This is a genomic window from Agromyces tardus (genome assembly GCF_003710805.1).
Lineage (GTDB): Bacteria > Actinomycetota > Actinomycetes > Actinomycetales > Microbacteriaceae > Agromyces > Agromyces tardus.
Map to the genome: position 1 here is coordinate 21,387 of NZ_RHHB01000006.1, position 20,871 is coordinate 42,257.

Consider the following 20,871-nt stretch of genomic DNA (forward strand, 5'->3'; position numbering starts at 1 on the left):
GGCATCCCAGGTGGCGACGAGGCCCAAGACCAAGGCGGAGACGCTCGCGTGGTTGCGAACCATCGCGGGTGAGTTGTCGACCCAGACGCTGAAGCGACTGGAGGACACGCTGCCCTGGTACGGCGACATGCCGCCGAGCCGACGCTCGGCGGTGGGCCTCGTCGCCCAGGCGGGCATCTCGTCGTTCATCTCGTGGTTCGACGATCCCCGATCCACGCCGTGGATCGCGGCCGACGTCTTCGGCGCGGCTCCTCGCGAGCTGCTGCGCTCGGTGAGCCTGCAGCAGACGCTGCAGCTCATCCGGGTGACGGTCGAGGTCGTCGAGGAGCGCGTGAAGGACGGCAGCGAGGCGCTCCGCGAGGCGATCCTCCTCTACTCGCGCGAGATCGCGTTCGCCGCGGCCGACGTCTACGCCCGGGCCGCCGAGGCGCGCGGCCTCTGGGACGCCCGCCTCGAGGCGCTCGTCGTCGACTCGATCCTCTCGGGCGAGTACGACGACGAGCTCCCGAGCCGTATCGCCGCGCTGGGCTGGCACGGTCACGGCGAGGTCGCGGTGCTCGTCGGCACGGCGCCGAAGCTCTTCGACGTCGACCAGGTGCGGCGCGCCGCACGGCACATGCACGCCGACGTGCTCATCGGCGTGCAGGGCAACCGCCTCGTCGTGGTGATCGGTCGCGCCGATCCCCGAGGAGTCGAGGGCGAGGAGTCGGTCGGCACCGCCGCCGCCCTGAGCTTCATGGAGATCGCCACGCAACTCGAGCCGCATTTCGGCACGGGGCACCTCGTGCTCGGCCACGAGGTCGCGAACCTCGTCGATGCGAGCAAGAGCGCGAAGGCGGCCCTCGCGGGATTCGCGGTCGCGCGATCGTGGCGGCACGCCCCGCGCCCCGTGCACGCCGACGACCTGCTGCCCGAGCGCGCCCTCGCGGGCGACCCGCTCGCGCGTGCCACCCTCGTGCACCGCATCTACCGGCCCTTGCAGGCGCACTCGACCGAACTCCTCACCACGCTGTGGAGCTACCTCGACAACGGCCGGTCGCTCGAGGCGACGGCCCGCGAGCTGTTCGTGCACCCGAACACCGTGCGCTACCGCCTCAAGCGCGTCTCCGACGTGATCGGGTGGGATGCCACGGGCGCGCGCGAGGCGCTCATCCTGCAGTCGGCGCTCATCATCGGATCGATGAGCGACCACGAGCTGCCGCCGCGCCGACGCAGCGGATCCTGACCCCGGAGCTGTACCGCCGGCACAACGACTCCGCGAAGAGCTTGTAGTGTGTGCACACTCGCGCGCGCCCGCAGATTGGCAGACTGGGACTGTGATCGTCGTCGTCTGCCCTGGACAGGGCTCTCAGACCCCCGGATTCCTCGCCCCCTGGCTCGCCGAATCCGCCTTCGCCGACCGGCTCGCCGGGCTCTCGGAAGCCGCCGGGCTCGACCTGGCCGCGCACGGCACCGAGAGCGACGCCGACACGATCCGCGACACCCGGGTGGCCCAGCCGCTCATCGTCGCCGCGGGGATCCTCACCCTCGGCGCACTGCTCGCCGACGGCCGTGACGCGCGCATCGGCGGGATCGCCGGCCACTCGGTCGGCGAGATCACCGCTGCCGCGGGCTCCGGCGTGCTCACCGACGCCGAGGCGATGCGCTTCGTCGCCGAGCGCGGGCGTGCGATGGCGGCCGCCGCGGCCGAGGTCGCCACGGGCATGAGCGCCGTCATCGGCGCCGACGAGGCGGAGCTCCTCGCGCGCCTCGCCGAGCTTGGCCTCGAGCCCGCCAACTTCAACGGCGGCGGCCAGCTCGTCGTCGCCGGCGCGCTCGACGCGCTCGAGCAGCTCAAGGCCGAGCCGCCCGCCGGCTCCCGGGTCATCCCGCTGCAGGTCGCGGGTGCATTCCACACGCGCTACATGCAGCCGGCCGCCGCGCGCCTCGGCGAGGTCGCGGCGACGCTCGCGCCCGCCGACCCCGCGATCCCGCTCTGGACGAACCACGACGGCTCCCGCGTGGCATCCGGCGCCGACTTCGTCGCCCTGCTCGTCGGCCAGGTCTCCTCCCCCGTACGCTGGGACCGCTGCATGGAGTCCTTCGGCGAGGCCGGTGTCACCGGCATCATCGAGGTCGCGCCCGCCGGCGCGCTCGTCGGACTCGCGAAGCGCGCGCTCAAGGGCGTGCCCACCGTCGCAGTCAAGACCCCCGACGACCTGCCCGCGGCCATCGAGCTCATCGAGCAGGCCGCGTAGCCCGCGGCATCCGCGAATCACACGAGAGAGCGCACCATGACGAGACCCACCCTGCAGCAGTCGCACGGCCCCGCCTACACCCGCATCTACGCGGTCGGGGCGGCCCGCGGCGCGAACGTCGTGCCGAACGACGACCTCGTCGGGCCGATCGACTCCTCCGACGAGTGGATCCAGCAGCGCACGGGAATCATCACGCGCACGCGCGCCGGCGCCGACGTCTCGGCGCTCGACCTGGCCACGGAGGCCGCGCGCGAGGCCATCGAGCGATCGGGCGTCGCGCCCGAGCTCATCGACCTCGTCATCGTGGCCACGATCTCGAACGTGCAGCAGACCCCGTCGATGGCGGCCGTCGTGGCCGACAACATCGGAGCGAATCCCGCGGCCGCATACGACACCAACGCAGCCTGCGCGGGCTACGCCTACGCCGTCGCCCAGGCGGACGCCCTCATCCGTTCGGGGGCCGCCCACTACGCGCTCGTGATCGGTGCCGAGAAGCTCTCCGACGTCGTCGACCCCACCGACCGCTCGATCTCGTTCCTCCTCGGCGACGGCGCCGGCGCCGTCGTGATCGGCCCCAGCGACTTCCCGGGCATCGCGCGCACCATCTGGGGCTCCGACGGGTCGAAGGCGGGCGCGGTCGGCATGGACCACACCCTCACCGAGTTCCGCGACGGCACGGCCGCGTGGCCCACGCTCCGCCAGGAGGGTCAGACGGTCTTCCGCTGGGCGGTCTGGGACATGGCGAAGGTGGCGAAGCAGGCGCTGGATGCCGCGGGCGTGACGAGCGCGGACCTCGCGGCGTTCATCCCGCACCAGGCGAACATGCGCATCATCGACGAGTTCGCCAAGCAGCTGAAGCTTCCCGAATCGGTCGTGATCGCCCGGGACATCGCGACGACGGGCAACACGTCGGCCGCGTCGATCCCGCTCGCGACGCACCGCCTGCTCGAGGAGCATCCCGAGCTCTCGGGGGGCCTCGCCCTCCAGATCGGCTTCGGCGCCGGCCTCGTGTTCGGCGCCCAAGTGGTGGTTCTGCCCTGAGCCGCCGTCCCCCGTCCCTCTAGACTGTTCCTCGGTCACACGAGACACCCCTCAAGGAGAAGAACCATGGCATTGTCCACCGAAGAAGTGCTTGCCGGCCTGGCCGAGCTCATCAACGACGAGACCGGCATCGCGACCGACACGGTTGAGCTGGACAAGTCGTTCACCGATGACCTCGACATCGATTCCATCTCGATGATGACGATCGTCGTCAACGCCGAGGAGAAGTTCGACGTCAAGATCCCCGACGAAGAGGTCAAGAACCTCAAGACCGTCGGCGACGCCGTCGACTTCATCGTCAAGGCCCAGGCCTAGTCGCTGATCAGGATGGGCCGGCCGTGTGCCGGCCCATCCCCTCGACGCGACCACCGTTCACCTCCCCTGGAGTGTTTTCGTATGACCAAGAAGATCGTGATCACGGGCATCGGTGCGACCTCGCCCATCGGCGGCACCGCGCGTGACAGCTGGAAGGCGCTGCTCGCCGGCGAATCGGGCGCACGCACGCTCGAACACGACTGGGTGGCCGAGCTCGCGCTCCCCGTCACCTTCGCCGCGACGGCGAAGCAGAGCGCGGCCGACGTGCTCGAACGCCACGAGGTGAAGCGACTCGACCCGTCGAGCCAGTTCGCACTCATCGCCGGCCGCGAGGCCTGGGCGGATGCCGGGTCGCCCGAGGTGGCTCCCGAGCGGCTCGCCGTCGACTGGTCGACGGGCATCGGCGGCGTCTGGACGCTCCTCGACGCGTGGGACACCCTGCGCGAACGCGGACCCCGCCGCGTGCTGCCCATGACCGTGCCGATGCTCATGCCGAACGGTCCGGGCGCCGCGATCGGCATGGACCTGCACGCCCGCGCCGGCATCCGCACCGTCGTCTCGGCGTGCGCCTCGAGCACCGAGGCACTCGTCAACGCCTACGACCACCTGCAGGCGGGTCTCGCCGACGTCGTGATCGCCGGCGGCTCCGAGGCGGCGATCCACCCGCTGCCCATCGCGGCGTTCGCGTCGATGCAGGCGCTCTCGCGTCGCAACGACGAGCCCGCGATCGCGTCGCGTCCCTACGACCTCGGGCGTGACGGCTTCGTGCTCGGCGAGGGCGCGGCCGCGCTCGTCGTCGAGACCGAGGAGCACGCCAAGGCCCGCGGCGCCCGCATCTACGCCGAGCTGCTCGGCGGCGCGGTCACGAGCGACGCGTACCACATCACGGCGCCCGACCCCGAGGGTTCGGCAGCCGCGCGCGCCATGAAGACCGCGATCGAGGGTGCGGGCGCGAGCCTCACGGATGTCGCGCACGTCAACGCGCACGCGACGAGCACGCCGGTCGGCGACATCGCCGAGTACAACGCGCTCCGCCGCGTGTTCGGCGACCACCTCGACCGCATCGCGGTCACCGCCACCAAGGCGTCGACGGGTCATCTGCTCGGCGGCGCGGGCGCGATCGAGGCGCTGTTCACCGTGATGGCGCTCCACGAGCGCACCGCTCCGCCGACGATCAACCTCACCGAGCAGGACCCCGAGATCCCGCTCGACGTGGTCACCTCGCCGCGCGCCCTCGGCGACGGCGACCTCATCGCGATCAGCAACTCGTTCGGCTTCGGCGGGCACAACGCGGTCGCCGCGTTCCGCTCGGCCTGACGCGCGCAACACCCGCACCGCCGGATCACCGGCGGCACGCGTGCGAAGACCCCGGCCGCCCTGAGGGCGCCGGGGTCTTCGCATCGCATCGGGGTTTCGATCGTGCACCGCCGGGACCAGGTCGACCGGCTGACGCGTCACGCCACCGCCATGATGCGATCCCTCACCCCACCTGGTGCAGCCAGACGACCGGCGCGAAGTCGCTCGCGTGGCGGAACGGCTCGAGCTCGTCGTCCCACGCCTGCCCGAGTGCGAGGCGCAGCTCGCGGTGCAGCTCGCGGGCGTCGAGGCCGGCCACCTCCATGGCATAGCGCACGCGATCCTCGGGGATGACCATGTTGCCGGCGGAGTCGGTCTGCGCGTAGAAGACGCCGAGCTCGGGCGTGTGCATCCAGCGCGAGCCGTCGGAGCCCGGCCCCGGATCCTCGCTCACCTCGAATCGGAGGTGCTCCCAGCCGCGCAACGCCGACGCGAGTCGGGCGCCGCTGCCGGCGTCGCCCTCCCAGTAGAACTCGGCGCGCATGGCGCCACGCAGCACGGGCTGCTCGACCCAGTCGAAGTTCACCGGCGTGCCGAGCGCGCGCCCGGCCGCCCATTCGACGTGCGGGCACACGGCACGTGGTGCCGAGTGCACGAACAGCACTCCTCGCGCGGCGCGCAGTGCCCGCGTGTTCTGCTCCGCCATCTCCATCTCCGTTCGCTGAGGTTCGTCTTCCCCTACGACCTCGGAACGAGCGAGTGCGGCCTGTTCGATTGGCGACGGCATGCCGTCAGGGCGATTATGCCCGGTATTCCGGGCGCTGACAAGGGTGCCACGCCAACTGTATGCTCGGTGAGGAGTTCATTCGTTCGATCGAGGAGGACCGGATGGCGGTGCGCGACGCCCTGCTCGCCCTGCTGACCACGGGGCCCGCGTACGGCTTCCAGTTGCACGGCGGGCTCGCCGAGCGCACCGGGGGCCGGCGGACGGTCAACGTCGGCCAGACCTACGCCACCCTCGAGCGGCTCGCGAAGCAGCGCCTCGTCGAGCCCGCCGGCGCGACCGACGACGGGCTGCCGCTGCATCGCCTCACCGCCGCCGGCGAGGCCGCAGCACAGGCCTGGCTGGCGGGCGCGGATGCTGCGGGCGCCGACCCGTGGGACGAGACCGTCGACCGGGTGCTCGTCGCGCTGTCCCTGCCGGGCATCGACGCCGCGTCGATCATCGACGCCGAGGGCGCGAAGTGGCGAGAGCGTCAGTCGGCGGTCGGCGCGTCGGCCGCGGCATCCGAGGGGCCCGCGGATTCCGCGCACCGCGGACTCGTCGACCTCGCCTCGGCCGCGGAGGCCGCCCGCGCCCGCGCGGCCCTCGACTGGCTCGCTGCGGTCGCCGCGGTCGACGAGTCGGCGCTCTCGTTCGCCCCGAGCGGCACGCGCCCCAAGCGGGGCCGACGCCCCTCGGCCGCTCCGGCCGCGTGACCGGGCGCGGTCAGGCGTCGGCCGCCGCGTAGCTGTCGACGATCGCGAGGTCGAGCGGGAAGTCGACGGGGAAGTCGCCGAAGAGCAGCTCGCCCGCGGCCTTCGCGGTGTCGAGCACCGCGGCCGCCACGGCGTCGGCGTGCTCCGCGGGCGTGTGCACGATCAGCTCGTCATGCAGGAAGTACACGAGGTGCGGCACGCGGTCGAAGGCCGGTCCGGATGCCGCAGCAGCATGCCTCGCCGGGGCGGTGTCGCCGATCGCGGTCAGCCGGGCTCGCAGCGCCGCCATCCAGCAGAGCGCCCACTCGGCCGCACTCCCCTGCACCACGAAGTTGCGCGTGAACCGGCCCCAGTCGCGTGCCGTCGAGCGCGCACGCCGCTCGTCGGCGGCCGTGGCATCCGGCTGGCTCGCCCGCGATTGCACCTCGTGCCAGGCCGGGCCGGGGCGAGGAGACGACCGGCCGAGCAGGGTCGTGACCGACCTGCCGCGCTCCCCCTCGCGGGCGGCGGCGTCGACGAGCGCCATCGCCTTCGGATAGGCGCGGGCGAGTCGCGGCACGAGCCGGCCGCTCTCCCCCGTGGTCGCGCCGTACATCGCGCCGAGCATCGCGATCTTCGCCTGCGAGCGCGTCTCGACGACGCGCGCATCGACGATGCCGCCGTACAGGTCGCGTCCGCGCGCCGCCTCGGCCATGGCCGTGTCGTGCGACATGCCGGCGAGCACGCGCGGCTCGAGCTGCGCGGCATCCGCCACGACGAGCCGCCAGCCGGGATCGGCGGTCACCGCGGCCCGCACGTTCTTCGGCAGCTGGAGTGCGCCACCGCCCGAGGTCGCCCATCGCCCCGTCGCGGTGCCGCCGGGCACGTAGTCGGGGCGGAAGCGCCCGTCGGCCACCCACTCCTCGATCCACGCCCAGCCGTTCGCGCCGAGCAGCCGGGCCAGCTTCTTGTAGGCGACGACCGGTTCGATGGCCGGATGCTCGTGCTCCCGCAACTCCCATCGGCTCGTGGAGGTCACCGGGAGCCCCACGCGCTGCAGGGCGCGCAGCAGGTCGACCTGCGAGTCGAGGTTGAGTGCCGGGGCAGCGAGTTCTGCGCGAACGGTGGCAGCGAGCTCCTCCATGCGGGCCGGCTTGCGGCCCACGGGCGGCCTCGGCCCGAGCTCGGCCTCGAGCACGCCCTCGTGCACCGCCCGATTCCACGGAAGGCCGGCGGCCTGCAGCTCCGCGCCGATGAGCGCCCCGGCGGACTCGGCGGCGAGCAGGAGCCGCAGTGCGGCGGGAGTCTCGCTGTCGCGCACGACCGCGAGCTGCCGGTCGTGCTCGGCGACGATCGCCGCGAGCGTCGGCGGCGCGGCATCCGCCGGCCCGTTCCAGGACGGGTCGCGGTTCGGACGGGGGGCGGGCGTGTCGTCGAGGTCGAACAGGGCCGGGCCGTCGACGGCTGCCGGCACGGGTGCCGCCGCCTCGACGGCGACGCCCTCGTTGGGACCGTGCGGCAACCAGTCCGGACGATCGCCGAGGCGCTCGGTCGCGACGGCGGCCCGGGTCGAGTTCGCGAGGATCGCGCCGCAGAGTCGCAGGTCATGGCAGCGCTCGACTCGCACCCCGGCCGCGAGCAGTTGCGGAAGGAACTCGCGGGTGTCGATCCACACCCAGCGCGGGCGCTGCGGCTCGTACCTGTGCACGAGCGCTGCGAGGTCGAGGCGATCGGATGTCGCGAGCACCTCGCCGCCGCGGTCGGGATCGACGAGGGACACCAGGCCGGCCCCGTCTGTTCCGACCACGATGCGCACCCCCTGATTCTCGCCCGAGCAGCCGACATCGGCGATCCCGCAGTCGGATGTCGGCGGTCGGCCGAAGAATGCGGTCATGCAACGGATGACGGCGAAGCCGAGGTTCAGGGGAACGCACGAATGGTCGCGGTGAGCTTCGCCTGCGGCCACGGCGAGCAGGCGGGCGTGCCCGGGGTCGTCTCGCTACGGCGACCCTGCCCCGTGTGCATGCTCCTGCACGAGACGCAACGGTCGCGGTCCGAGCTCCTCGGGCGGGTGGCGCCGCCCGAACGCCGGGCGCTCGCCGGCGAGACCCGCGTCGGTGCACGATACACGTGGCGCTGCGCCCGTGGGCACGACCGGTACACGGCGACCGTGCTCGACGTGCTCACGGGTCCGAGCTGCGCGAAGTGCATGGCGAACGCCGCGGCGCCCGGTGCGGCTCGCGAGGCGGGGATGGCGTTCATGAAGCCGGGGCTCCGCGTGGGCACCTCGATGACCGAGCAGCGGCTGCGGATGCTGCTCGGCGAGCGGATCCGGCTGCATCACCGCGTGAATGCGGTGCGCATCCGCCGTATGTTCTACGGCAAGCAGGAGGTGTGGCCCGACATCCTCGTGCCGCAGCTGCGGGTCGCAGTCGAGTACGACGATCCCGGCCGCTCGCGCCGCGCGCATCTCGGGCTCAAGGAGGCGTCCGATCTCGAGAAGGACGACGCGCTGCGCGAGGTGGGTTGGGAGGTCATCCGCATTCGGGCGGGCGGGCTCGAGTCGTTCGGTCCGTACAGCGTCGTCTGCCGCACGCTCACCGTCGAGGCGGTCGACGAGGTGGTGCGATTGATGGCCGAGATCCGCGGCCAGGCGGCGGTGGACGCACTCCGCGTGGATGCGGCATCCGCCTCCTGACGGCGCGCCGCGACCGTCTGTGGAGGATCGCCGCACGGGTCGTCGTGGCTCGATAGGGTGAGAGCCGCCCTCGCCGTGCCGGCGAGGGTCTCGCGTGCAGAGAGGTCCTCGAGTGCTCCTTCCCTTCCTCATCGTGGGAGGCCTCGGCCTCGTGATCCTCGTCGTGTCGCTCGTGCTGGGCGACGTGTTCGATCACCTCGAGATCGGCGACGGCGCGATCTCCGGAACGGCCCTGGCGGTCGGACTCGTCGTCTTCGGGGCCGCGGGTGCCATCACCGCGAGCCTCGGCTGGGAGCTCGTCTGGGCGTACGTGCTGGCGGGTGTGCTCGCCGCCCTCGCGTACGCCTTCAGCGCCCTCGCGGTGCGTTCCCTCACCCGCAGCTCCGACGGCGTCCCGCAATCGGCGCTCGGCCTCACCGGCGTGACGAAGTCGTCGGTCTCCGCTGCGGGCGGCGAGGTCAGCCTCGACGGTCCCGGCGAGCTCGAACGCCGGCTCGCGTACTCCGACCTGCCGATCCCCGAGGGCGTCCGCGTGCGAGTCGTCGAGCACGCGGGAACCCGGGTCAAGGTCGAGGCCGCGTGACGGCCCGTCCCGTCCGCCGCCCAACCTGCACCGCCCCCACACGGCATCACCCGAACCCCCGGAAGGAACCATGCTGACCCCCGAGCTCATCCAGGTCATCTCGATCGTCGCGATCGCGATCGCACTGCTCAGCCTGCTCGTCTTCATCGCACGACGCATCCGACGCGTGCCGCCCAACGAAGCACTCGTCATCGTCGGGCGCGGCGCCGGCCGCGCCGCATCCGGCGAGCCCGTCACGGGCCAGCGCGTCGTCATCGGCGGCCGTACGTTCGTGTGGCCGATCCTGCAGCAGGGCTTCGCGATCTCGCTCGAACAGCGCCAGATCGGCATCACGGTCGAGGGCGTCGACAAGAACCGCATCAAGATCGCCATCAAGGCGTCGATCAACTTCAAGGTGAGCGGCACCGAAGACGGCGTGCGCCGCGCCGCCCAGCGGTTCCTCTCGCAGCAGGAACTGCTGACCGAGATCATCAAGGAGTCGCTCGAGGGCTCGCTGCGCTCGATCGTGGGCGACATGACGATCGAGCAGATCATCTCCGACCGCAAGAGCCTCTCGGACCGGGTCGTCGCCGAGACGAAGACCGACCTCGTCGAGCAGGGCCTGCAGGTCGACCTCCTCAACATCTCCGACATCTCGACCCCGGGCAGCGACTACCTCGCGAACCTCGGCCGCGCCGAGGCCGCCCGAGCCCGCCAGGTCGCCGAGGTGAGCGAGGCGGAGGCCGCCCGTGCCAGCGAGTTCGCGCGCATCGAGGCGGCAGAGCAGATCGCCGAGCGGCAGAAGGCGCTGAGCCTCAAGCAGGCGATCATCAAGGCTGAGACCGACCGGGCGAACGCCGAAGCGGCCGCGGCCGGCCAGCTCGCGAAGGCCGAACAGGACAAGCTCGTGGCCGTGCAGGAGCGGGACGCTCTCTCGGAGCAGGCGCTCGTGACCCAGGAGCGCCTCGACATCGAGATCCGCAAGCCGGCCGAGGCCGAAGCATACGCCGAGGTGCAGCGCGCGACCGCGCAGCGCGACGCCGCGAACGCCAGCACCGAGGCCGAGGCGTACAAGCGCACCAAGATCGCCGAGGCGAACAAGGTCGCAGCGGTGCAGGACGCCGAGGCGGCCGCGACCTCCGTCCGCGTGTCCGGCGAGGCGGAGCGCGACCGACAGGTGGCGCTCGCCGCGGGCATCCGCGCCGAGGGTGAGGCGAAGGCCGCCGCGGTGCAGGCCGAGGGGCTCGCCGACGCGGCTGCGACCGACGCCAAGGCCGAGGCGCTGAAGAAGTACGGCGAGGCCGCACTGGCGCAGGAGATCATCTCGCGGCTGCCCGAGATCGTGCGGGCCGCGGCCGAGCCCATCTCCAACATCAAGACGCTCACCGTCGTCTCGACCGACGGTGCGAGCGCCGTCACGAAGACCGTGGGCCAGGTGCTCGGCGAGGGCACCGAGGTCGTGAAGTCGCTCACGGGGCTCGATGTCGGCGCGATCCTCGCGGGTCTGGCCGGCGGACAGCTCGTGAAGGCCGACGCGCGCGCCGAGTAGGAGCGGCGTCGACGGGGAGCGGGCCGTCCGGCCCGCTCCCCGTTCCGCGTCCTCGGGAGCATCGGCCCTCGACCTCGGCAACCGCACGGTCGAGCTCCTCCCCCAGCCGCCCGCGCACACCGACACCCGATCTCGTCGTCTTCGCGGCCGCGGAGCCCACGTTCGATCCTCGGCCCCCTCGACGCGCTCGCCGTCACGCGTTGTCGAGGAACGCGATCACGGCGAGCACCCGGCGATGGTCTCCGTCATCCTCGTCGCCGAGGTCGAGCTTGCCGAGGATGCGGTGCACGTGCTTCTCCACCGTGGTCTCCGAGACCGTGAGCACGCGGGCGATACCGAGGTTCGAGCGGCCCTGCGCCATCAGGGAGAGCACCTCGCGTTCGCGCGGGGTGAGTCCGGCGAGCGGATCCCGCGCCCGCCGCGCGAGGACGAGCTCCTGCACGAGCGCCGGGTCGATGACCGATTCCCCCACCCTCACTCGCTCGAGGGACGAGAGGAAGTCGCTCACCATCGAGATGCGCTGCTTCAGCAGGTACCCGATTCGCGGACCGCTCGCGAGCAGCTCGATCGCATGCTCCACCTCTGCATACGACGACAACACCATGATCGCGATCGACGGCACCTCGGCCCTCACGGCTTTCGCCGCGATCAGGCCCTCGATCGTGTGGGTCGGGGGCATGCGGATGTCGATGATCAGGAGTTGCGGCTCGAGCTCCTGCGCGAGCTCGAGGATGCGTGTCGCCTCCGCGACCTGCGCGACGACGTCGTAGCCCGATTGCGTCAAGAGGCTGGCGAGACCCTCCCTGAGCAGGACGTCGTCGTCGGCGATCATCGCGGTGATTCCCGGCATCACGTTCCCAGACCGTTTCTCGGTATTTGTGCCAGTCTGAGCGCGGACGGGGCTGGAGACAACAGGTCGGAGCCGTATCGAGGTACTGCATGCAGGAAATCTTCCCGAGCACTGACGTGATCGCCGCCGAGCTGGCGGCGCTGCGGACCGCGGCCGCCCTGGTGGCGCGAGGGGCATCGCCGCGGGTGGTCCTCGAGAGCGTGGCGCGTCACGTCGCCGTCGCAGTGGAAGCGGACTTCCTGGAGATCCTGCAGTTCGATGAACACGATCGACCCCGGGTCATCGCCGCGTGGGCGTCACGAGGCGACCGCGTGCTCGCCCTGGAGCGATGGGCGCTCGACGACGACCGTGCCGCGCGACGGATCGCCACGACGCGCGCCCCCACCCGGGAGGACGCCGGCGATGGCGGTCCGGATGCGACGTCCGAGAACGCCGGCGAACGGCACGGCATCAGGTCGTCCGTCGGCGTGCCGGTGCTGCTGCAGGACCGGGTATGGGGAGCGATCTTCGTGCACTCGATCGGCGACCAGCCGCTGCCCGACCAGACCGAAGCCCGCCTGCTGGGGCTGACCCAGCTCATCGCCTCGGCAGTGGCAAACAGCCACGCGAACACTGCGGTGGAGGAGCTCGCAGCGGATCAGGCCGCGCTGCTGCGCGTCGCGGAGTTGGTGGCTCGCGGCGCGCCGCCGGTGGAGGTGTTCGCGGCCGTCGCCGAGGAACTCGGGCGGGTCGTGAACGCCGCCGGTGCGAAGATGCTCCGCTACGAGAAGGACGGAATGGCCACGTTCCTCGCCAGCTGGGGCTCCCTCGAGGCAGGGATACCGGCCGGCACCCGGCTCAGCATCACCGGCACCAGCGTGACCGGGCAGATCTTCGCCACCGGCCGTCCCGCACGCGTGGACGACTACGGCACTGCGACCGGGGCGATCGCCGCCCTCCAACGATCCGCGGGGATGCGCTCGGCGGTCGGCGCCCCCATCGTCGTCGACGGCGGCCTCTGGGGCGCACTGGTCGTCGGCACCGTCGCCGCCGATCCGCTGCCACCGCACACCGAGCAGCGCATCACGAAGTTCGCCGACCTCGTCGCCGTCGCACTCTCGAACCTGGAGGCGCGCGTCGCGCTGCACGCCCTCGCCGACGAGCAGGCGGCGCTGCGGCGGGTGGCCACGGTCGTCGCACGAGGAGAGTGGGATGTCACCTCCGCCACCATCGTCCGCGAGGTGGCGCTCCTCCTGGAGGTCGACGGGTCCGTACTGCTCCGATACGAAGCAGACGAGACAGTGACGGTCCTCGCCGCGTGGGGATCGCCCGACATGACCGACTACGTCGGCCAGCGGCTGGCGTTCGACGGCGACAATCCGGCGGCGCAGGTGTGGCGCACCCGGCGACCCGCCAGGCAGGAGGATTTCGGGGACGCCCGGGGGACGCTCGCCGAGCTCACTCGACGTGAAGGCATCACCTGCGTGGTCGCCAGCCCGGTGATCGTCGAGAACCAGCTGTGGGGCGCGGTCGTCGTGGTCAGCACCGAGCCGGAGAAGCTCCCGGCCGACACGGAGGAGCGCATCGGGCAGTTCACCGAGCTCGTGGCCACCGCGATCGGGAACATGAAGTCGCGGCTGGACCTGATCGAGTCCCGAGCCCGGATCGTGCAGACGGCCGACCTGACCCGCCGGCGGTTCGAGCGCGACCTGCACGACGGCATTCAGCAACGCCTGGTGAGTATCGCGCTCGACCTCCACGGCGCGCGCGAATCACTTCCGCCCGAGCTCGAACGCTCCCGGGCGAAGCTCTCCGGGGTCGCCACTCAACTCGCGGACGCGCTCGAGGACCTTCGGGAACTCTCGCGGGGCCTGCACCCGGCGATCCTCTCCGAGGGCGGACTCGAACCCGCGATCCGTTCCCTGGCACGCCGGTCTCCCGTGCCGGCGAGCGTGCGGCTCGAGCACCTGCCGAGGCTCGCCGATCCCGTCGAGGTCGCCGCGTACTACGTCGTCTCGGAATCGCTCGCGAACGCCGGGAAGCATGCGCACGCAGCGCTGGTCGACATCACCGTGCGCTGCCACGACGGCCGTCTCGAAGTCACCGTGGTGGACGACGGCGCCGGGGGTGCCGATCCCTCCCTCGGGACCGGGTTGACCGGCCTGGTCGATCGCGTCGAGGCGCTGGGCGGCTCGATCAGCGTCCGGAGTCCCAAGGGACAGGGCACCCGCCTGATCGCGACGTTGCCCATCACGGGCTAGCTCCCCGTGGGCACCCCCCTGCCAGCCGGGGGTCCGATCCTCCCGCTGGGATGCAGCCAAGACGGATGCTGGCGTGATCGACGCGCCGCTCCCCCGTCGCGATGCTGGAGCGGTCCGGAGACTCCGGCAGAACGACGGCGAGGACCACCATGAGCATCACCGCGACATCCCCGACCCGGCCAACCATCGTGCTCGTGCACGGCGCGTTCGCAGAGTCCTCCAGTTGGAGCGGGCTGATCGCGATCCTGCTGCGCGAGGGCTATCCGGTGATCGCGGTCGCGAATCCGCTCCGGGGCGTGCGACTCGACGCCGACTACCTCCGAGCCGTCCTCGATGACGTCTCCGGGCAGATCATCCTCGTCGGCCACTCCTACGGCGGCACGGTGATCACGAACGCGGCGACGGGAAACGCCGACGTGAGGGCGCTCGTGTACATCGGGGGATTCGCTCCCGACGCGGGAGAGACCGCCGCCGAACTCGCCGGCCGGTACGAGGGCGGTACCCTCGGCGACACGTTGACCGCGGTCGCGCTTCCCGACGGCGGCAACGACCTGTACATCGTCCAGGGCAAGTACCGCGCCCAGTTCGCAGCCGACTCCTCCGAGGCGGATGCCGCGCTCATGGCCGCGACGCAACGACCCATCGTCGAAGCCGCACTCAACGAGCCGTCCGGCGAACCCGCTTGGAAGTCGATTCCCTCGTGGTTCCTGTTCGGCTCCGACGACAGGAACATCCCCGCCGCCAGCCACCGCTTCATGGCGGACCGAGCCGGCGCTCGCAAGACGGTCGAGCTGCAGGGCGGCTCCCACAGCGTGGCGGTACCCGAGGCGGCCACGGTGGCCGACCTCATCCGCGAGGCGGTCGCCGCCGTCGCCCACGACGACGGCGCGTAGACGCATCCACCCTCGCCAGCAGAGACTGAGGAGACTGAGGAGACATCATGATGGCATCGCACCCGGGGTCGACGACCGTCGTCCTCGTGCACGGCGCGTTCGCCGACGCGGGCAGCTGGGGACCGGTCATCGATCGGTTGCTCGCCGCCGGCATCCCCGTGCGAGCACCTGCAGTCCCGCTCCGCGGGCTCCGTTCCGATTCCGCGTACATCGCGAGCTTCATCTCCCAGATCCCCGGGCCCGTGCTCGCCGTCGGGCACTCCTACGGGGGTGCGGTGATCAGCAACGCCGCCACCGAGGCCACCAACGTCACCGGGTTGGTGCTCGTGTCCGGCTTCGCGCCCGAGCAGGACGAGGCCCTGAGCGAGGCCGAGGGCACCTCGCGCGACAGCGCCCTGGCCCCCGCCCTCGTGCAGGCGCAGTTCCCGACCGGCGTCGGCGACGAGACGGCGATCGAGCTCTACGTCGATGCCGACGAGTTCCCGGCGGTCTTCGCTGCGGATCTCCCGGCAGCGCTCGCCGCGACGCTCGCGGCGTCACAGCGGCCGATCGCCGCATCCGCCTTCGACGAGAAGTCCGGCGCCCCGGCCTGGAAGAGGCTTCCGACCTGGTCGGTCGTCGCCACGGGCGACAAGGCGGCAGGTTCCGACGTGCTGCTCTCGATGGCGCGACGGGCCAACGCCGAGACCCTCCAACTCGAGGGCTCGCACCTCATCATGATGTCCCAGCCCGAGCCGGTGACCCAGGTCATCCTCACCGCGCTCGAGACGGTCGGGTGAGCGCCATGTCGAACCCGCGACCCCCCGACGAACTGGCGTCCAAGCTCAAGCGGACCGAACTGCAGCGCGAGCACTCCTCGATCCCCGGCCGGGACATCGTGCAGGTGCTCACCGAGATTCCCGTCGGCGTCGAGTCGGGTTGGCACATCCACCCCGGTGAAGAGGTGGGCTACATCCTCGCCGGAACCGTCGAGATGCGCATCGAGGGGCAGCCCACGCTCAGCCTGAACGCCGGCGACCCATTCCTGATGCCGCCCGGCACGGCCCACAACGCGCGCGACCTGGGTCCCGGTACCGGCATGATGCTCTCCACGTACATCGTCGACGCCGAGCAGGCCCTGGCCACGTTCGTGCACGTCGACTGAGCCCGGACGGCCGGCCAAAGCTCACGCCGGATCGGCCGAGGAGGGAACGGCGAACATGGCGCATCCGGAACTCGGCCCACTGCGCAGCATCCGCACCCGGGACCTGGAAGTCGGGTACCTCGACGCGGGGCCGGACGGTGGGAAGCCGGTCATCCTCCTGCACGGGTACCCCTACGACATCCACAGCTACTCGGAGGTCGTTCCGCTGCTCGCCGCCCGGGGGCGACGCGTCATCGTCCCCTACCTCCGTGGGCACGGACCCACCCGGTCCCTCACCGACGCCGGCCGCTCAGGACAGCAGGCCGCACTCGGCGCCGACCTCGTCGCCCTCATGGATGCCCTCGGTCTCGACCGCGCCACCTACGCCGGGTACGACTGGGGCGGCCGAGCGGCCTGTGTCGCCGCAGCGCTCTGGCCGGAGCGGTGCGACGGCGTCGTGAGCGTGAACGGGTACCTCATCCAGGACATCCAGGCCGCCGCACGGCCGATCGCCCCCGCCCTCGAAGCCGGGTTCTGGTACTTCTACTACTTCGCCACCGAACGGGGCCGAGCCGGCCTCACCGCGAACCGCGCCGAGATCGCTCGGATCATCTGGACTCGCAACTCACCGCGTTGGTCGTTCACCGACGCCGACCTGCAGGAGGCGGCGCGCGCGTTCGAGAACCCCGACTACGTCGAGGTCGTGATCCACTCGTATCGCCACCGGCTCGGCCTCGCGCCGGGTCACCCGGACTATGCGGCACTCGAGCGACGCCTCGCGCTCGCGCCGCCCGTGACGGCACCGGCGGTGACCCTCGACGGCGCCGCCGACGGCAATTTCCCCGCGACCGACGGCACCGGTTACGCCGCCCACTTCACTGGCCGTCATGCGCACCATGTCGTGCCCGACGCAGGACACAACCTCCCGAGGGAGGCGCCGCACGCGTTCGCGGACGCGGTGCTCGAACTGGCCGTGCTCCGGAGCGACGCACACGACGCTCCGGAGCACGCGAACGGGGTCTGAACTCATGGCGGGGTGGGAGTCGAGTGCGGTCTCGGTCGGCTCAGACGGCAGGACGCGATGCGAGTGGGCGACCCTGCATGAAGCGGATGCCGCGCTGCTGGCCTACCACGACCAGGAGTGGGGAACGCCGCGCTCCGAGACGGCGCCGGTGTTCGAAGCACTGTCGCTCGGGATCTTCCAGGCGGGTCTCGGCTGGTTGACGGTCTTCCACAAACGCGAGGCATTCCGTGCCGCGTTCCACGGCTTCGACCCGGCCCGAGTGGCAACCATGACCGAGCGGGACGTCGCCGCGCTGCTGCAGGATGCGTCGATCATCAGGAACGAAGCGAAGATCAGGGCGACCGTGCACAACGCCGGGGTGCTGGTCGGGGCCCGTGACGCGCTCGCGGATGTCGCGTTCTCGTTCCGGGCGGCCGGCCTGGGGCGACCGACTCGGGGCGTCGACGTCCCCTCGCGCACCGACGCGTCGGACGCGCTGAGCCGTCGGCTGAAGGCCGAGGGGTACGCCTTCATCGGCCCCACGAGCACCTACGCGTTCATGCAGACGATCGGCGTCGTGAACGACCACGTCGCGGGGTGCTTCCGCGGTGACGAGCTCGATGCGCGTGGCCGTGTCCGGGTTCCGGACGAGGAACCACCCCACGGCTCCGGGCTCCCCCGCTGACCGGTCGTCACCTCGCCGCGATGAGGGCCTGGGGTGCTGCCTGCTTCATCCGGGACTGCAGCCAGCGGAGCTGCACTTCGATGTCGCGCTCGCTGTCGGCGACGAGGTCGAGCAGTTCGACGTCCCTCAGGGCCTGCGCCGCCTGCTTCACCATCATCCACGTGACATCGGCGAAGCTCGCGAGGAGGTACACGTCCTGCAGGTCGCGCAGCAGGCCGAGCGGGCCCGTGCGAGGCTCCCCCAGCCCTTGGGTGTGGAGCCGTTCGGGTTCGTCGTCCGCCGGGGCCGCACCGTAGCGCGCGATCACCGCTGCGAGACGCTCACGGCGGGCGTCGCACTGCGTGGCGAGCGTCAGGCAGAGGAAGTGCACGTCCGGCTCGTCGCCGTGGGCTTCGGCGACCTGACGGTACGAGTCGGCGAGGGTCTGCTCCGACCCGGCGAGCAGGGACAGGTAGACCGGGAGCTTCATCGCTCGACCTCGACTCGGGTCACCCGGACGGCGGCCGTCTTGAACACCGGCTGCTTCGAGACGGGATCCCATTCGGTGATCGTCAGCTCGTTCGCGGCGGTCGGGCGGCGCTGCTCGGCACTCTCGGGTGCGTCCCAGTAGCCGTAGTGGAAGGGCGCGAAGACCGTGCCCGGCCGGATGCCCGTGACCCGAACGGGTGCGACGAGTCGGCCCCGACGCGACCGCACCTCGACCATGTCGCCGTCGCCGAGACCCCGCGCTGCGGCATCCGCCTCGGCCAGCTCGACCCACACGGACGGAGCGGCGGCATCGAGCTCGGGTGACCGCGCCGTCTTCGTGCGGGTGTGGAAGTGGTACACCGAACGACCGGTCGTGAAGCGCAGCGGGTACCCGTCGTCCGGCGGTTCGTGCGGACCGGAGTACGCGGCGGCCTTGAGGAACGCGCGACCGTCGGGCCGCTGCGCCGAGAACGCCTGCTCGCCGACGTCCGCCCCGGTTGCCAGGTCATGGCCGTAGGTCTCGCAGTACTCCGGGTACGTCGGGAAGTCGGCGTCGGCGTAGAGCCGCCGGATGCTCGTCGTCTCGCCCTCGCGGCGCGGCCACTGGATGCCGCTCTCACGACGGAGGTCGTCGTAGGAGATGCCCGTGTAGTCGCACGGCCGCCCGCGCGAGCACTCCTGCCAGGCACGGTAGGCGTCGTCGGGTCCGGCCCACTCGAGCAGTGGGCGGCCGTCGTCGCGGCGGAAGTCCATGCGCCGGGCGTAGTCGAGGAAGATGTCGAGGTCGGCGCGCGCCTCGCCGGGCGGCTCGACGGCCTGCTCGGAGAGGTGCACGGTGCGCGTCGCATTGGTGAAGGTGCCGGTCTTCTCCCCCCATCCCGCCGCGGGCAGCACCACGTCGGCGAGTTCGGCGGTCTCGGTGAGGAAGAGGTCCTGCACGACGACGAACGTCTCGGGCTTCGCGAGGATGTCGCGGATGCGCGAGAGCTGCGGCAGCGAGACCGCCGGGTTGGTGGCCGAGATCCACAGGAAGCGGATGGAGCCCTGTTCCACGTAACGGAAGAGCTGCATCGCGTGCGTCGGGGGCGCCCAGTGCGGGATCACGAGCGGGTCGACGCCCCAGAGCCGCGCGAGTTCGGCGACGTGGTCCGGGTTCTCCCAGTTGCGGAATCCGGGAAGGTCGCCGTCGGCGCCGGTCTCGCGGTTGTTCTGCGCGGTCGGCTGGCCGTTCATCTGCAGGATGCCCGCGCCGGGCCGGCCGATCATGCCGCGCAGCAGATGCAGGTTGTTGACCTGGCACGACGCGGCGGTCGCCTGCGACGACTGGTAGAAGCCCTGCAGCACGGTCGACAGCACGCGCTCGGAGGTGCCGAAGATGCGGGCGGCCTCGCGGATGTCGGATGCCGCGACCCCGCACACCTCGGCCGCGCGCTCGGGCGACCACTGCTCGGCCTCGCGGCGAAGCGCGTCGAGGCCGAGGGTGTGGGCGGTGACGTACGCGTCGTCCGCCCAACCGTTGGCCAGGACCTCGTGCACGAGGGCGAGCATGAGCGCCAGGTTCGTCCCGGGGTTCACCGCGAGGTGCACCACGGCGCGCTTCGCGACCGGCGTCTCGCGCGGGTCGACCACGACGAGCACGGGCGGTTCGGGGCCGTCGAGGCGATCGAGCACGCGCGACCACAGCACGGTCTGGGTTGCGGCCATGTTGTGGCCGAAGAGGAACAGCGCGTCGCACTCGTCGATGTCCTCGTAGCAGCCCGGCTGGCCGTCGGCGCCGAACGTCTCCTTCAGCGACGACGCGGCCGTGGCGGTGCACAGCCGGGTGTTGCCGTCCATGTGCGGCGTGCCGATGCCGGCCTTGCCGATGACGGCGAGCGCGTAGTACTCCTCGAGGAAGAGCTGGCCGCTCGTGTAGAAGCCGTGGCTCAGCGGGCCGACCTCGTCGAGGAGCGCGCGGCTTCGTTCGACGATCATGGCCATCGCCTCGTCCCAGCTCGCGGGGACGAGCTCGCCGTCGCGCCGCACGAGCGGAGTGGTGAGCCGGTCGTGATGCTCCATGCCCTGCCAGCTCGCGTACAGGCCCTTCGGCCCGAGGCGGCCGTGGTTGATCGCATCGTCGATGCGGCCGCGGATGCCGACCATGCGGCCGTCCTTCACTGCGATGTCGCAGCCGCATCCGTTGCTGCACAGCGCGCACGCCGAGCGCACCCATCGGTCGACGTCCTCCTCGGCGATGCCCTCGGCGAGGAGCTGGTCAGCACGGTCCGGCCAGCGGTCGCCGCGGCCGAACGGGGTCCGGTGGCCCCACACATCCCGCACCCGGCCGCGCGCAGCTCCGGTCGTGACGGTCGTGCCTTCGTCGGTCATCGCCTCACTCTCCGCGCGGTGCCGGCGCGGTTCAACCCCCTTGCGCCGGGCGGTCGCACCCGTCCCACGCCCGGCGGTAGAGGGTC

General features: G+C 71.6%; 20 protein-coding genes. 15 read left to right on the plus strand and 5 right to left on the minus strand.

The window, feature by feature from the left end; all coding sequences use genetic code 11:
* Window positions 1-10 precede the first annotated feature (10 nt).
* The 5 genes from EDM22_RS05635 to EDM22_RS05655 all read left to right on the plus strand — a co-directional run bounded on the left by EDM22_RS05635 (window position 11) and on the right by EDM22_RS05655 (window position 4,910).
* A complete protein-coding gene (locus tag EDM22_RS05635) occupies window positions 11-1,225 on the plus strand; it encodes a PucR family transcriptional regulator (RefSeq protein WP_122936093.1) in 1,215 nt (404 codons plus the stop codon).
* 91 nt (window positions 1,226-1,316) lie between these two features.
* Complete coding sequence (locus tag EDM22_RS05640) at window positions 1,317-2,237, plus strand: ACP S-malonyltransferase (protein WP_122936094.1); 921 nt, start codon at window positions 1,317-1,319, stop codon at window positions 2,235-2,237.
* Window positions 2,238-2,273: 36 nt separating this feature from the next.
* A complete protein-coding gene (locus EDM22_RS05645) occupies window positions 2,274-3,278 on the plus strand; it encodes a beta-ketoacyl-ACP synthase III (protein ID WP_122936095.1) in 1,005 nt (334 codons plus the stop codon).
* Between the two features lie 66 nt (window positions 3,279-3,344).
* A complete protein-coding gene (locus EDM22_RS05650; RefSeq protein ID WP_056731598.1) occupies window positions 3,345-3,593 on the plus strand; it encodes an acyl carrier protein in 249 nt (82 codons plus the stop codon).
* Between the two features lie 81 nt (window positions 3,594-3,674).
* Complete coding sequence (locus tag EDM22_RS05655; protein WP_122936096.1) at window positions 3,675-4,910, plus strand: beta-ketoacyl-[acyl-carrier-protein] synthase family protein; 1,236 nt, start codon at window positions 3,675-3,677, stop codon at window positions 4,908-4,910.
* A gap of 163 nt (window positions 4,911-5,073) precedes the next feature.
* Here EDM22_RS05655 and EDM22_RS05660 read toward each other — a convergent pair whose 3' ends face one another.
* Window positions 5,074-5,595 carry a DUF3145 domain-containing protein gene (locus EDM22_RS05660; protein WP_122936188.1) on the minus strand — a complete coding sequence of 174 codons (522 nt, stop codon included), beginning with the start codon at window positions 5,593-5,595 and terminating at the stop codon, window positions 5,074-5,076.
* Window positions 5,596-5,777: 182 nt separating this feature from the next.
* Between EDM22_RS05660 and EDM22_RS05665 the strand changes: the two genes are divergently transcribed.
* Window positions 5,778-6,368, plus strand: a complete 591-nt coding sequence (locus tag EDM22_RS05665; protein WP_122936189.1) for a PadR family transcriptional regulator — start codon at window positions 5,778-5,780, stop codon at window positions 6,366-6,368.
* Between the two features lie 10 nt (window positions 6,369-6,378).
* On the opposite strand, the gene EDM22_RS05670 is transcribed toward EDM22_RS05665, so the two are convergent.
* Window positions 6,379-8,163: a bifunctional 3'-5' exonuclease/DNA polymerase gene (locus EDM22_RS05670; RefSeq protein WP_342768503.1), complete on the minus strand. Its 1,785-nt coding sequence runs from the start codon at window positions 8,161-8,163 to the stop codon at window positions 6,379-6,381.
* A 129-nt stretch (window positions 8,164-8,292) separates the two neighbouring features.
* On the opposite strand from EDM22_RS05670, the gene EDM22_RS05675 reads away from it, so the two are divergent.
* The 3 genes from EDM22_RS05675 to EDM22_RS05685 all read left to right on the plus strand — a co-directional run bounded on the left by EDM22_RS05675 (window position 8,293) and on the right by EDM22_RS05685 (window position 11,156).
* Window positions 8,293-9,045, plus strand: coding sequence for a hypothetical protein (locus EDM22_RS05675; RefSeq protein ID WP_138708039.1), 753 nt, complete (start codon window positions 8,293-8,295; stop codon window positions 9,043-9,045).
* 112 nt (window positions 9,046-9,157) lie between these two features.
* A complete protein-coding gene (locus EDM22_RS05680; protein WP_122936098.1) occupies window positions 9,158-9,628 on the plus strand; it encodes an NfeD family protein in 471 nt (156 codons plus the stop codon).
* Between the two features lie 70 nt (window positions 9,629-9,698).
* Window positions 9,699-11,156 (plus strand): flotillin family protein, encoded by a 1,458-nt coding sequence (locus EDM22_RS05685; RefSeq protein ID WP_122936099.1) that lies wholly within the window; start codon window positions 9,699-9,701, stop codon window positions 11,154-11,156.
* Between the two features lie 193 nt (window positions 11,157-11,349).
* Here EDM22_RS05685 and EDM22_RS05690 read toward each other — a convergent pair whose 3' ends face one another.
* Complete coding sequence (locus tag EDM22_RS05690) at window positions 11,350-12,006, minus strand: response regulator (protein ID WP_122936100.1); 657 nt, start codon at window positions 12,004-12,006, stop codon at window positions 11,350-11,352.
* A gap of 89 nt (window positions 12,007-12,095) precedes the next feature.
* Here EDM22_RS05690 and EDM22_RS05695 point away from each other — a divergent pair, with 89 nt between their 5' ends.
* From EDM22_RS05695 to EDM22_RS05720, 6 genes are all read left to right on the plus strand, one after another.
* Window positions 12,096-14,246 (plus strand): GAF domain-containing sensor histidine kinase, encoded by a 2,151-nt coding sequence (locus EDM22_RS05695; RefSeq protein WP_122936101.1) that lies wholly within the window; start codon window positions 12,096-12,098, stop codon window positions 14,244-14,246.
* Between the two features lie 149 nt (window positions 14,247-14,395).
* A complete protein-coding gene (locus EDM22_RS05700; protein WP_212591896.1) occupies window positions 14,396-15,139 on the plus strand; it encodes an alpha/beta fold hydrolase in 744 nt (247 codons plus the stop codon).
* A 47-nt stretch (window positions 15,140-15,186) separates the two neighbouring features.
* Window positions 15,187-15,918, plus strand: a complete 732-nt coding sequence (locus EDM22_RS05705) for an alpha/beta fold hydrolase (RefSeq protein WP_122936103.1) — start codon at window positions 15,187-15,189, stop codon at window positions 15,916-15,918.
* A gap of 5 nt (window positions 15,919-15,923) precedes the next feature.
* On the plus strand, window positions 15,924-16,283 hold the full coding sequence (locus EDM22_RS05710) for a cupin domain-containing protein (protein ID WP_122936104.1): 360 nt from the start codon (window positions 15,924-15,926) through the stop codon (window positions 16,281-16,283).
* Between the two features lie 55 nt (window positions 16,284-16,338).
* Window positions 16,339-17,286 carry an alpha/beta fold hydrolase gene (locus EDM22_RS05715; protein ID WP_122936105.1) on the plus strand — a complete coding sequence of 316 codons (948 nt, stop codon included), beginning with the start codon at window positions 16,339-16,341 and terminating at the stop codon, window positions 17,284-17,286.
* Between the two features lie 4 nt (window positions 17,287-17,290).
* Window positions 17,291-17,950 (plus strand): DNA-3-methyladenine glycosylase I, encoded by a 660-nt coding sequence (locus EDM22_RS05720; protein WP_122936106.1) that lies wholly within the window; start codon window positions 17,291-17,293, stop codon window positions 17,948-17,950.
* A 7-nt stretch (window positions 17,951-17,957) separates the two neighbouring features.
* On the opposite strand, the gene EDM22_RS05725 is transcribed toward EDM22_RS05720, so the two are convergent.
* Window positions 17,958-18,419 (minus strand): hypothetical protein, encoded by a 462-nt coding sequence (locus EDM22_RS05725; RefSeq protein ID WP_122936107.1) that lies wholly within the window; start codon window positions 18,417-18,419, stop codon window positions 17,958-17,960.
* Window positions 18,416-20,785, minus strand: coding sequence for a molybdopterin oxidoreductase family protein (locus EDM22_RS05730; protein WP_122936108.1), 2,370 nt, complete (start codon window positions 20,783-20,785; stop codon window positions 18,416-18,418). Before EDM22_RS05730 ends, EDM22_RS05725 begins: the two co-directional genes overlap by 4 nt.
* Window positions 20,786-20,871 lie beyond the last annotated feature (86 nt).

Bases quoted from the DNA above. Each gene is read 5' to 3' on its own strand.
- EDM22_RS05645 (WP_122936095.1), top strand. From the start codon at position 2,274: ATGACGAGACCCACCCTGCAGCAGTCGCACGGCCCCGCCTACACCCGC.
- EDM22_RS05650 (WP_056731598.1), top strand. From the start codon at position 3,345: ATGGCATTGTCCACCGAAGAAGTGCTTGCCGGCCTGGCCGAGCTCATC.
- EDM22_RS05655 (WP_122936096.1), top strand. From the start codon at position 3,675: ATGACCAAGAAGATCGTGATCACGGGCATCGGTGCGACCTCGCCCATC.
- EDM22_RS05660 (WP_122936188.1), bottom strand. From the start codon at position 5,595: ATGGCGGAGCAGAACACGCGGGCACTGCGCGCCGCGCGAGGAGTGCTG.
- EDM22_RS05665 (WP_122936189.1), top strand. From the start codon at position 5,778: ATGGCGGTGCGCGACGCCCTGCTCGCCCTGCTGACCACGGGGCCCGCG.
- EDM22_RS05685 (WP_122936099.1), top strand. From the start codon at position 9,699: ATGCTGACCCCCGAGCTCATCCAGGTCATCTCGATCGTCGCGATCGCG.
- EDM22_RS05690 (WP_122936100.1), bottom strand. From the start codon at position 12,006: ATGCCGGGAATCACCGCGATGATCGCCGACGACGACGTCCTGCTCAGG.
- EDM22_RS05695 (WP_122936101.1), top strand. From the start codon at position 12,096: ATGCAGGAAATCTTCCCGAGCACTGACGTGATCGCCGCCGAGCTGGCG.
- EDM22_RS05700 (WP_212591896.1), top strand. From the start codon at position 14,396: ATGAGCATCACCGCGACATCCCCGACCCGGCCAACCATCGTGCTCGTG.
- EDM22_RS05705 (WP_122936103.1), top strand. From the start codon at position 15,187: ATGATGGCATCGCACCCGGGGTCGACGACCGTCGTCCTCGTGCACGGC.
- EDM22_RS05710 (WP_122936104.1), top strand. From the start codon at position 15,924: ATGTCGAACCCGCGACCCCCCGACGAACTGGCGTCCAAGCTCAAGCGG.
- EDM22_RS05715 (WP_122936105.1), top strand. From the start codon at position 16,339: ATGGCGCATCCGGAACTCGGCCCACTGCGCAGCATCCGCACCCGGGAC.
- EDM22_RS05720 (WP_122936106.1), top strand. From the start codon at position 17,291: ATGGCGGGGTGGGAGTCGAGTGCGGTCTCGGTCGGCTCAGACGGCAGG.
- EDM22_RS05725 (WP_122936107.1), bottom strand. From the start codon at position 18,419: ATGAAGCTCCCGGTCTACCTGTCCCTGCTCGCCGGGTCGGAGCAGACC.
- EDM22_RS05730 (WP_122936108.1), bottom strand. From the start codon at position 20,785: ATGACCGACGAAGGCACGACCGTCACGACCGGAGCTGCGCGCGGCCGG.